The following is an 11,245-nucleotide window of genomic DNA, read 5'->3' on the forward strand; positions in this document are numbered from 1 at the left end:
CATTTATTGCGCGCTTGCAAAGGTGAAAGATGCGCTCAAAGCGGGCCGGTGTCGGTTTGCGATCATTGATGTGCATGTGGAGATTCACCATGAAAGCCTGGTTATTGAAAGATTTCGGACTCGACAATTTGCAACTGGGCGAGACAGCGACCCCACAACCCAAGGCTGGCGAGCTTTTGGTCAAGGTCGGCGCCGTCTCGCTTAATTTTCGCGACAAGGCCATCGTTGACGGCATCTATGAGCCGCACACGGTGCCCAAGCCGTTGATTCCGGTCAGCGACGCCGCTGGCACGGTGGTTGCGGTGGGCGAGGGCGTTACGCGCTTTGAGGTCGGTGATCGGGTCAATTCGCACCTTTACTCGCGCTGGCTGGAAGGCGAGCCTGGCCCGAACGAGCCGGATTACTGCTTTGGCTCGCCGTTGCCGGGCGGTTTGGCCGAATACATGATCATCCACGAAGACAGCGCAGTCGGCGCACCCGCGAACATGAGTGACGAGGAGGCGGCTACATTGCCGATCGCGGCACTCACCGCGTGGTATTCACTGGTTGATTTCGGGCAGATTCAACCGGGGCAAACCGTGTTGGTTCAGGGCACTGGCGGTGTGTCGATATTCGCCGTGCAGATTGCTACCGCGCTTGGCGCGAAGGTGATTGCAACGTCGAGCAGTGATGAGAATCTGCACGCGGTTAAGCGTTTGGGTGCAGTGGCGGGCATCAATTACAGGACCACGCCGAACTGGGCGGACGAAGTGCTGAAACTCACCGAAGGCAAGGGCGTCGACCTCTTGCTTGATGTGGCTGGCGGCAGCGGTATCAACCAATCGGTTGCCGCGACCAAGGCATCCGGGCGTATTGCACAGATCGGTTTTCTGACGGGGCAGACGGTCGAGCTCAACCTGATGCCACTTATATTCCGCCAGACGACCATTCGCGGTATCGCGGTGGCGCCACGCTCATCGTTTGACCGGATGAATGTGTTCCTTGACCAACACGCTATTCGCCCTGTTATTGATCAGGTGTATCCGTTTGAACAGGCTCGTGAGGCTTACGAGCATTTGGCGAAGGGGGCGTTTGGGAAGGTGGTTATCAAGGTCGGTTGATACGAATGAAGGCGCCGAAATGGCGCCTTTTTTGCAACCGTTGTGGCGAGCGGGCTTGCTCGCCACAGGGCCACAGGGGAGGTTAAAAACTGTACTTGGCACTCAACATCATATTGCGCGGGCTGCCGTAGGAATCACCGCCATAGCTCACAGAATTCGAGATGGCCTGGTAATAGCGGCGGTCGAAAATGTTATTGGCGTTAAGTTGCACGTCCAAATGCTGGTTGACCTTGTAGCCAGCCATCACGTCGGTAACGGCGTAGCCGCCTTGCTTGAGCCGGTATTGGCTGCCATCGGCCAGTGCGATGTCGTTGTACATGCGGCTTTGCCAGGAGACGTTGCCGCCTACGCGGAGTTTTTCCAGCGGGCCCTGGAAGTGGTAGCGGGTGGTGAGTTTGAACAGGTGCTCGGGGGTGTCTGTGTCGAACTGTTGGTTGACGTTCTGCGGGTTGGCGGCGTCCTTGATGGTGTGGGTGCGCGCGTAGGTGTAGCCACCGCCCACCTGCCAGTTTTGCGTCAGCGCGCCTTGCAACTCGAGGTCGATGCCTTGGCTGCGGATTTCGCCGGAGGGTTGGTAGCAGGCGGTCTGCGGGCAGTTTTCGACGAACACTTGTACGGCGCGGTTTTCCTGGTCGACGCGGAACAGCGCGAGGCTGGCGTTCAAGGCGCCGTCGAGGTATTCGCCTTTGATGCCGACTTCGTAGTTTTTGCCGACGATGGGTTTAACCGGTGTGGCGGAGGTACTCTTTTCGGTCTGCGGGGTGAAGATGTCGCTGTAGCTGGCGTAGACCGAATGGTGTTCGTCCAGGTCGTAGATCAAGCCTGCGTAACGCGTGAGGTTGCGTGTGACCTTGTAGTCGCCGTCGCCATCACGGTTGTCGTAGTCGTACCAGTCCAGGCGTGCGCCGAGTATCAGTTTCAGCGGGTCGGCCAGGCTGAGGCGCGTGGTGACGTAAACGCCGTCCTGGGTGGTGACTTCGCGCGGGTTGTCGGTGCGCACGAAGTCGGGTTTGCCCGCCGTCAGCGGCCAGTTGGTGTCGTAGGGGCTGTAGTTGTGCGTGGTCATGTCGTAGATGCGTTTGCTCGCACCCACGACCAGTTCATGGGTGCGCCCGAATGCCTGGAACGGGCCGCTGGCAAAGGCATCCACACCGGTCTGGTTTTCATCGAACGCCGCCTGGTAGACGGTGCGGGCCAGTGTGTTGTTAACCCAGCGCGATTGATAGGAGCCAGAGAACAAGCCGTTTTGTTCGGCGTAGTTGGCGTTGACCTGAAGGTTCCAGTCATTCGCCAGGCGCTGACGGAGCTCGGCGAAGACGGTGTTGATCTCCTGGTCTTTATTCTCCCAGTCGGTGCCTGGGTTGTAGGCACGCGACAGGTTCAGGTGATGGCCGTCCTCGCCGATCATCGACGAGCCCCAGAAGTAATTGGTCTTGTCTTTTTGGTGCGAGAAACCGAGGGTCAGCGTGGTGTCGTCGCTCAAGTCGGCTTCTGTCACCGCATAGAACAGGCCGTGATCTTCGGTCACGTTATCGATAAAGCTGTTGGCGTCGCGGTAGGAGGTCACCACCCGGCCACGCAGTGTGCCGCTGTCGTTAAGCGGGCTGGAGGCATCGACCTCGCCACGGTAGTCGTCCCAACTGCCGGCGGCGCCGGTGAGGGTGACTTTCTGCTCGTCGAGTGGCCGCTTGCGGATCATGTTGATGGCGGCCGAAGGGTTGCCCGCACCCGTCACCAGGCCGGTGGCGCCGCGTACGACCTCGACGCGATCAAACATCGCCAGGTTCGGCTGTGCGCCGATTGTGGCGCCGCTGTAGCCGCTCGGAATGCCGTCATACATCAGGTTGTCGATGTCGAAACCGCGCGCCGTGTACGACTGCCGTCCTGGCCCGTTGGAAAAATTCAGGAATAAACCGGGCGTCGCTTTGACCACATCATTGATGCTGGTCATCGCCTGGTCATCCATGCGCTGACGCGTGATCACCGTGACCGATTGCGGGGTTTCACGCTGGGTCAGCGGGAGTTTGGTCGCAGTCGACATCGCGCCAGTGGTGTAGGACTCGGAGCCTTCAGTAATGCTGCCGAGTTGGCTGCTGGTGATCTCGGTGGCGCCCAGTTCCAGCGTGGCCGCTTTGGCGTTTTCCGGTGGGCTACTGATTTCTTCGGCGAAGGCCGGCGCCAGGCTGGCCATGCATATAGCCATCGCCAACAAATCGCGAGCGGGGCGGAAGGTACGTGGCGGGGTGGTGCAAATCGACATGACGGGGCTCTGTATTGATAATAATTATAAGAATCATTACCAACAAGTATGTCAGGATTTGTTACCGCGAAAAAGCCCGCCAAGCAAAACCGGCCTCAGATGTCGGGCCGCGGTGAGCGCCTTTATGGAGGGGCCGGTCAAGGTTTATCGGGATGTGTGATGAACCTCGCAGCGTTTTAGCGGTTACTGATGAAACCTGCGCCCCAGCGCATCCAGGCGCATCGCAATCGGCGGCAGCCGTTCACTGCTGCGCGCCAGTGTTTCCACGTCGTCCGCGGTGCTCTGCGCAACGCTTTGCACGGACTGCAAACGGCCCACGATCTCTTGGTTCGCCATTGATTGCTCGCGCGTAGTGGTCACAATCTGCCCGTTCAATTGATCGATATGCGCAATGTCGCTTCCCACCGCTTGCAGCATCTGAACCGCCAATTGGCTGTCTTGCACGCAGCGCTCCACGCCTTGCTGGCTGTCGTGCATGGCCTGTACTGCGTCGCGGCTGCCTTGCTGCAAACCCTCGATAATCTGTTTGATTTCCTGAGTGGACACCGCCGTGCGCTGGGCCAGGCTGCGCACCTCATCAGCCACCACGGCGAAGCCACGGCCTTGTTCACCGGCGCGCGCGGCTTCGATGGCGGCGTTGAGTGCGAGCAGGTTGGTTTGGTTGGCGATGCTGCTGATCACTTCGAGTACAGAGCCGATTTGCTCTGCCTGGATCGCCAAGCCCTGTACGGTTTGGTTAGTAACGTTGATGCGCGCCGCCAACTGGGTGATTTCTTGCTGCGCTCGGCCGACACTTTCCTGCCCGCGGATAATTTGCTTGCTGGCTTGGCCTGCGTGTTCCACCGCATGCTCGACGTGTACGGTGATGTGGCCCATCGCGTCTTCCATGCGCTGCATCGAATCGCTCATCTGAGTGATTTCCGCCAATTGATGCCGCGCGCCTTTTTCCAGGGTGCCGCTGGCGCTGGCGAGTTCCTGGCCGAGTTGGCCAAGGCCTTGGGAGTCGCGGGTAACGCCGTCGATCAGGTGGGTGATTTGTTGCAGGAAATGGTCGAAACGTTTGGCAAGGGACACATGCACCTTGCCTTCACCCTCGGCATTTTCGACGGTGAGTTGGGAGGTCACAGCGAGCATCTTCTCGAGCATCTCCTGGCTCTCGACGGCTTCGGCGTGGCTATGAATGGCGAGGTAGAGCAGGGCGACGCTCTCCATCACCACGTAGAACGCGTGGAGGAACACCATGCTCCAGCCGCCGTGATGTTCCATCACAAACACCGGGAAGCCTTGGTGTTGCAGGACGTGAAAAACCACGTGGTGCACGGCGATGGTCGCCGCAGCCACCAGTATCGGCAGCCAGTCGCGGTAAAACGTCAGCACCGCGAGCAACGCGAAAATCCCGAAGTGCGATTCGATCATGCCCCAGGATTGGTTGATGTGCAGGGCGGCCATCACCATCAAGCCGGCGCCGAGCAAGCAGCGCATCAAGCGAGTGCCGCTGAGCGCGCGGTACAGCGCCGTCAGCACCACGCTGGTGCCACCGCCGACGATCACGGCCTGGATCAATGTGTCGTGCCAGAACGCCAGCCCCAGTGAAAACCCGAACATCAGCCAGATCAACGCCAGCATGATGCGATCGGCCTTGCGGTAATGCGCCAAAAAACGCGTGTGGACAGGCATTCACTCATACTCCGTGTGGTCGAGCCATCAACAAAGCATGCGGCGTGCCACCATGGCCCGCAGGTGCTTCGATCGCACCAGCTTATCGGCCTGCCCGATGGCGACTTGAGCGTTGCCGCTGCAGGCTTTTACACGCGGTAATACGCCACGCGCTAGGCAAACACGATTTCATACGGTTCGCGTATGCGCTCCAGCAGCTCTTGGGCGAGCATCGGTGCCAGGCCGATGTGCGGGTCGCCGGCCAATTGGCTGGCGTACGCGTGGGTGGCGTGAAGTTTGCGCGCGACGCCCCAGCTGTCCAGGCGGATTTTGCGCGCGCGTTGCCAGGGGATCACCGCGCCTTCGCGCACCGGCCGGTGCCAGGCCCACACCGGTAATTCATACAGCCGCGCGCCCAGCAGGCTGCAGGCTTTGGCGCTGGCGCGGCCGACGGCCTCGTGGTCGGCTGTACCGTCGTTGCGCCAGGTGGTGAACACCACGTCACCGGTGTGCAGGTAGCGCGCAATAAATTGGCTCATCGGCTGCTCACAGGCGGCCAGCGCATCGTCGCGAAAACCGCCCCGAATCCACTTCAGGCTGTGCAACGGCATGCCCAAGCGGCGCAGCGCCTCGGCACTTTCTTGCGGGCGAATCACGCTCAGGCGGCTGGCAGGCCACGTGCGCGAACCCGGATGGCTGGCGCTGCCATCGGTCAGCGAAATCAACAGCAGCGGGTGTTCCAGGGTGCTGAGCACTTGCAGCAAACCCCCGCACGCCACCACTTCATCGCCCGGGTGGGGCGCAATGATCACTACGCGTGCGCCTGGCGGCACCAGGGTGGAAGGGGCAATGGTGGGGATTTGCGCCAACTGCGGCGCGCTGTTCCAGATTTGCGCGGGGGCGCGTCGACCATCGCTTTCGGCGGCAGGTTTCATGGGTGTCACATCCTTGTAGAGTGATGCGGGGCCGTGCTCCGTGTGCGGCACGACCCTCATTTGGTCACTGCAGGCTCCGCTGCGGTGATTAGCGGCAGTCCAACCATGGATTGCGCGCAAGGCCTGTACAGCATAGCCAAGGATTGGACACTCTTACATTTTGTAGCGCCGATTTTCAGGGCGCTGAGTCAGTCTCCTCAGGTAATCGCCAAAACCGCCTTGGGCGCGGCAGTCCAGGCGGGCGCTGATGATGACGTGCGGGGAGTGGCGCCAGGCGATGGTCGCGCCGCAACCCTCCAGGTTACGCACCCATTGCAATCGTTGCGGCTCTTAGGCATTCGGCCACCAGTGCTTCTTCGTTATGCACCGGGATCAAAATGCCGATCATCGCAAGCCCTCAAAAATTGCCACCGACGTGCCGTCACGGCTCCACAGGTCGAGCAGAAAATCACTTTCGTGATGCTGCACCACCGGCGGTATGCCCAACCGCTGTTGCAGCAAGGCATGCACCTGTTCGGCGGTTTGTGGGCAGCCCTCAATGGTCGGGCGCCAGTGGCAGGCGAGCAATTGCCCGTTGTCGGTCAGGGCGGCGAGGGCACGATCAATCAGACCGTGCAGGTCCTTGGCGTCGAGGTAATAACACAGCTCGCTCAACACGATCAGCTCGAACGAGCCCGCTGGCCATTGTTCGGGTAAACGACTTTGCTCAACCTGAGCGTGGCTAAACCCCGCCAGGCGGGTTTTCGCCAGGGCTACGGCGGCGCTGGCCGTGTCACAACACACGAGGCGGTCACAGCGCGGCGCCAATTGCGCACTCAGCTCGCCGTTCGCGCAACCGGGCTCGAATATAGACGCGTAATGTGGCCGGGTCAGCGCCGCCAGGGTCAGCGCGCGTTTACGCTGCTCATACCAGCGTTGGCGAAAGGCCCAAGGGTCATCATTACCGGCAAACAACTGGTCGAAATACGGCGTGGCCACGCTCATACAAACACCACTTCAAAGGGTTGCAGCAGGCGCTCCACCACATAGGGCGCGAGTACCGGCGGCAGGCCGATCTGCGGGTCGCCCTCCAACTGGCTGGCGAACGCGTGAATGGCATGGCGTTTACGCGCCACCGCCTCGGGTGCCAGCGGGATTTTACGCGCCCGGTGCCAGGGTACTTTGCTGTCTTCGGGGGTTGCCCAGTGCCAGGTCCATACCGGTAATTCGTAGACCGTGGCGCCCACCGACTCTGCGGCTTTTGCGCTCGCGCGGCCGACGGCTTCGTGGTCGCAGTGGCCGTCTTCACGCCACGTGGTAAACACCACGTCGTTGGGTTTGAGGTGGCGCTGGATAAACGCGACCAACTGCTCTTCGCGTGCCGCTACCTGGCTGTCGCTGAACCCTGCACGCAACCATTTCAAACTGTGCAGCGGCACACCGAGGCGGTGCAGGGCTTGCGCCGATTCCTGCGGGCGGACCACACTCAAGCGCTCCACCGGCCAATGTGTCGAGCCTGGGTGACTGGCGCTGCCGTCAGTCACCGAGATCAACTGAATTGGCCGGTCGAGCAGGGCCAAGCCTTGCAACAGGCCGCCACACCCGAGTACTTCATCGTCCGGGTGGGGCGCGATGATCACCGCGCGATGCCCCTCGGGCACCAACTGTTCAACGCTGACGTGCGGTAACTCGGCCATGTGCGCCGAGGCCTGCCATTGATGCAGTGGCGTGCCTTGGCCGACGATTGGATTGGGTTTCATAACTGCCACCTCCCTGCGCCGTCTTCGGCAACCTGCTCGCCCAAGGCGGCCAGGTCACGTTCGGCGTGGCTTTGGCGCACATACACCGGCAAGTCCGCCATCAGTTGAGCAAAATGCGGGTCTTTGCAATAAGGCCCGGCACCGACTGCGCGACCAACATGGCGCATTACCTGTTCAACACTGTCTTCGACGCACGCGCGGGCGCGCTGAGCCCATCGGCGAGCATCCGCCTGGGGCGCACGGTCAACCTGCGCTGCGCAGTCGCGCAACACACAGGCCGCGCTGTTCAGCACACTGTCGACCGCGCCCAAATGCGCGAGCGCATGGGGTTCGGGGCGCTTGGCGCACTGCTCACGCAGCACTTCTGCCAAGCGTTGCGCGGCGCCATACCAACACGCCGCAATGCCGATGCCGCCTTGCCAGAAGCCGGGGCGGGCGAGGTAATCACCCGGCCCGCCGACGGCAACACCTTTGGCGCCACTGAATACAACCTCGACGCTGCCGGTGGCCGCCATGCCCACGGCGCTCCAGCCATCATCTGTCACGCTCACGCCGGGCTGCTGCATATCGACCGCCACCAACTGCTGGCGGTCCTCCTCATCCCACGCGGTCAACAAGCCGTGACTGACCACCGCAGCACCGGAACACCAAGCCTTGCGACCGTCGATGATCATGCTGTGGCCGTTACGCCGCACACGCACTTTTGCGCTCGGCGGTTCGGCGGCCCACGTGCCCCACACGCTGCCCAGGGGCGGCAGGGGGCTGTCGAGTTCAGCCATGATCGCCAAGGCATCGGTGTGCCCTTCGAACAGCTTGCACAGGCGCAAGTCATGCGCTGCCACTTGCGCCAACACCCTGAAACGCTGCAGCGTTTGACCGCTGCCGGGTAACGGCAGCTGGTCCAGGCCTTCTTCCTGAAGGGCCTTCAGGGCATGACCCAGCGCTTGCGTGTCAGCATAGCCGGGTGTGCCTTGAAGGAATCCGTGCAAGGCCATTTCACACCTCGTCGCGCTGCAGTTCAAACAACAGCAGTGAGCGGCCGGTGACAGCGTACTCGTGCTCGAACTCGAAGCGTTCCTGGCCCAGCACGGCCGGGTCGTTGGTGTCGAGCATGCAGGTCCAGAACTCACCCTCGGGCACTGGCGGCAGGCGGAAATTGACCATGTCGTGGTGTGCGTTCACCACCAGCAACAAGGTGGCGTCACCGCCCGCTCGACGAATACCGGTTTCCTGCGCGCGACCATCCATCAGCATGCCCAGGCAGCGGCCGTGGCTGTCTTCCCATTGTTCGGTGCTCATCTCATCGCCACTCGGCGCCAGCCAAGTAACGTCTTTTACGCCGATGTCTTCGTTGTAATCCCCTACCAGGAACCGACCGCGGCGCAGAATCGGGTAAGCCATGCGCAGCTTGATCAGGCGTTTTACAAATTTGAGCAACGCCTTGCCGTCGTCGTCGAGTTCCCAGTTGACCCAACCAATCTCACTGTCCTGGCAATACGCGTTGTTATTACCGTGCTGGGTGCGCGCGAACTCGTCACCGGCCACCAGCATCGGCGTGCCTTGGGCCAGCAGCAGGGTGGCGAAGAAGTTGCGCATCTGACGCAGGCGCAGCGCGTTGATTTCCGGGTCGTCGGTCGGGCCTTCGACGCCGTGGTTCCACGACAGGTTGTTGTTGCTGCCGTCCTGGTTGTTCTCGTCGTTGGCTTCGTTGTGCTTGTCGTTGTACGACACCAGGTCGTGCAGGGTGAAACCGTCGTGGGCGGTGATGAAGTTCACCGAGCTGTAAGGCCTGCGGCCACGGTGGTTGAACATTTCGCCGGAAGCCGTCATGCGCGCGGCAAAGTCTGCGAGTTGGCCGTCGTCGCCTTTCCAGAAGGCGCGCACGGTGTCGCGGAAACGGTCGTTCCATTCCACCCAACCCGGCGGAAAGTTACCCACTTGGTAACCACCAGGGCCGCAGTCCCACGGCTCGGCGATCAATTTAAGCTGGCGCAGCACCGGGTCTTGGCGGCAGGCGACGAGGAAACTGTGACGCTCATCGAAGCCTTCGCGGTAGCGGCCAAGGATGGTTGCCAAGTCGAAGCGGAAGCCGTCCACGTGCATTTCCGTGGCCCAGTAACGCAGCGAGTCGGTGACCATTTGCAGCACGCACGGGTGGCTCAGGTCGAGGGTGTTGCCGGTGCCGGAATCGTTGATGTAAAAGCGCTTGTCGTCGGGCATCAAGCGGTAGTACGAGGCGTTGTCGATACCGCGCATCGACAGGGTAGGGCCGCGCTCGTTGCCTTCGGCCGTGTGGTTGTAGACCACGTCCAAAATCACTTCCAGCTTGGCGTCGTGCAGGTGCGCAACCATCTCCTTGAATTCGGCGATCTTGCCACTCGCCAAATAGCGCGGGTCGGGGGCAAAAAACGCGATGCTGTTATAGCCCCAGTAGTTGGTCATGCCTTTTTCGAGCAAGTGCTGGTCATTGACGAACGCATGCACCGGCAACAGTTCGACAGACGAAATGCCCAACTGGCGGATGTGCTTGAGCACGTCTGCTTCCATCAAGCCGGCGCAGGTGCCACGCACCGATTCGCCCACCGAAGGGTGGCGCATGCTGATGCCGCGCAAGTGGGTTTCGTAAATGATCGTGCGATCCCACGGCACGCGCACCGGCTGATCGTTGCCCCAGGTGTGCGCCGGGTCGATGACCTTGCACTTGGGCACGAAGGGCGCGCTGTCGCGTTCGTCAAAACTGAGGTCATCATCGGGGTGTCCGATGGTGTAGCCAAACAGCGCTTCAGACCACTTGAGCTCGCCGACCAACTGCTTGGCGTAGGGGTCGATGAGCAATTTATTGTGGTTGAAGCGATGGCCGTTGGCCGGGTCATACGCACCGTACACGCGGTAGCCGTAGATCAGCCCGGGGTGGGCGTCGGGCAGGTAGCCATGGAAGGTTTCATCGGTGTATTCGGGCAGTTCGATACGCTCCAGCTCAACTTCGCCGGTGTCGTCGAACAGGCACAGCTCAACCTTGGTCGCGTTGGCTGAGAACAGCGCAAAGTTAACGCCAAGGCCATCCCAAGTGGCGCCAAGCGGGAAGGGCAAACCTTCACGAATCCGCGACGGCTCGTTTTCCGGCGTCGTTTGGCTTTTTTCTGGTTTGCTCATCAAATTGCTCCTGCAGAGGTATTTATTCGGGCCGAACGGGACCGTGCCGACGATCTTTCAGCTGACGCAATGGGTAGTGGAATGGCCTCCTGCCGACAACCGCGGAAGGAGGCGGTAAAAAGGTTGCGAGTGTTAAGGCTTGGGCTTTTTTGGAGCTGCTGGTTTTTTAGCGGCGGGGGGCACCGGTTTACTCGCGCCAGGCGCGGGCGGCTTGGCCTTTGCCGCAGGTTTGGGCGCGGTTTTCGGCTTGGCGGCTGCCTTGGGTTTACTCGGCGTAAGCGCTTCGGCTTCTGCCAGCTTGCGCGCCATTTCCCAGTGACGTGCATCTTCACCGTGGGGCTTGCCTTCAGATTCCCAGATCTGATGCGCTAATTCGCGAACGCGTTTGTCTTCAGTACTCAT

9 protein-coding genes and 1 pseudogene are annotated in these 11,245 nt (G+C 61.1%); 1 reads left to right on the top strand and 9 read right to left on the bottom strand.

Annotation, left to right across the window (positions count from 1 at the left end):
* Positions 1-89 precede the first annotated feature (89 nt).
* Entirely contained in the window at positions 90-1,100 is a 1,011-nt protein-coding gene (locus ACOZK9_RS08930) for a zinc-dependent alcohol dehydrogenase family protein (protein ID WP_421555645.1), read from the top strand.
* A gap of 82 nt (positions 1,101-1,182) precedes the next feature.
* Here the strand turns inward: ACOZK9_RS08930 and ACOZK9_RS08935 are convergent, their stop codons facing one another.
* From ACOZK9_RS08935 to ACOZK9_RS08975, 9 genes and pseudogenes are all read right to left on the bottom strand, one after another.
* A complete protein-coding gene (locus tag ACOZK9_RS08935; RefSeq protein WP_421555646.1) occupies positions 1,183-3,360 on the bottom strand; it encodes a TonB-dependent siderophore receptor in 2,178 nt (725 codons plus the stop codon).
* 183 nt (positions 3,361-3,543) lie between these two features.
* Positions 3,544-5,037 carry a methyl-accepting chemotaxis protein gene (locus ACOZK9_RS08940; RefSeq protein ID WP_421555647.1) on the bottom strand — a complete coding sequence of 498 codons (1,494 nt, stop codon included), beginning with the start codon at positions 5,035-5,037 and terminating at the stop codon, positions 3,544-3,546.
* A 152-nt stretch (positions 5,038-5,189) separates the two neighbouring features.
* On the bottom strand, positions 5,190-5,951 hold the full coding sequence (locus ACOZK9_RS08945) for a PIG-L deacetylase family protein (protein WP_058411151.1): 762 nt from the start codon (positions 5,949-5,951) through the stop codon (positions 5,190-5,192).
* A gap of 153 nt (positions 5,952-6,104) precedes the next feature.
* A pseudogene (locus tag ACOZK9_RS08950) lies at positions 6,105-6,269 on the bottom strand (glycosyltransferase); the annotation flags it as partial.
* A gap of 66 nt (positions 6,270-6,335) precedes the next feature.
* Complete coding sequence (locus ACOZK9_RS08955) at positions 6,336-6,935, bottom strand: SAM-dependent methyltransferase (RefSeq protein ID WP_058411150.1); 600 nt, start codon at positions 6,933-6,935, stop codon at positions 6,336-6,338.
* The gene (locus tag ACOZK9_RS08960) at positions 6,932-7,690 is read right to left on the bottom strand and encodes a PIG-L deacetylase family protein (protein WP_099236317.1); all 759 of its coding nucleotides are present in this window, start codon (positions 7,688-7,690) and stop codon (positions 6,932-6,934) included. Before ACOZK9_RS08960 ends, ACOZK9_RS08955 begins: the two co-directional genes overlap by 4 nt.
* Positions 7,687-8,685, bottom strand: a complete 999-nt coding sequence (locus tag ACOZK9_RS08965; protein ID WP_421555648.1) for an acyl-CoA dehydrogenase family protein — start codon at positions 8,683-8,685, stop codon at positions 7,687-7,689. Before ACOZK9_RS08965 ends, ACOZK9_RS08960 begins: the two co-directional genes overlap by 4 nt.
* A 1-nt stretch (position 8,686) precedes the next feature.
* A complete protein-coding gene (gene glgX / locus ACOZK9_RS08970) occupies positions 8,687-10,843 on the bottom strand; it encodes a glycogen debranching protein GlgX (RefSeq protein ID WP_058411147.1) in 2,157 nt (718 codons plus the stop codon).
* 132 nt (positions 10,844-10,975) lie between these two features.
* Positions 10,976-11,245 (bottom strand): DUF2934 domain-containing protein, encoded by a 270-nt coding sequence (locus ACOZK9_RS08975; protein WP_058411146.1) that lies wholly within the window; start codon positions 11,243-11,245, stop codon positions 10,976-10,978.

The sequence above is a fragment of the Pseudomonas kitaguniensis genome (assembly GCF_049199985.1).
Taxonomy (GTDB): domain Bacteria; phylum Pseudomonadota; class Gammaproteobacteria; order Pseudomonadales; family Pseudomonadaceae; genus Aquipseudomonas; species Aquipseudomonas kitaguniensis.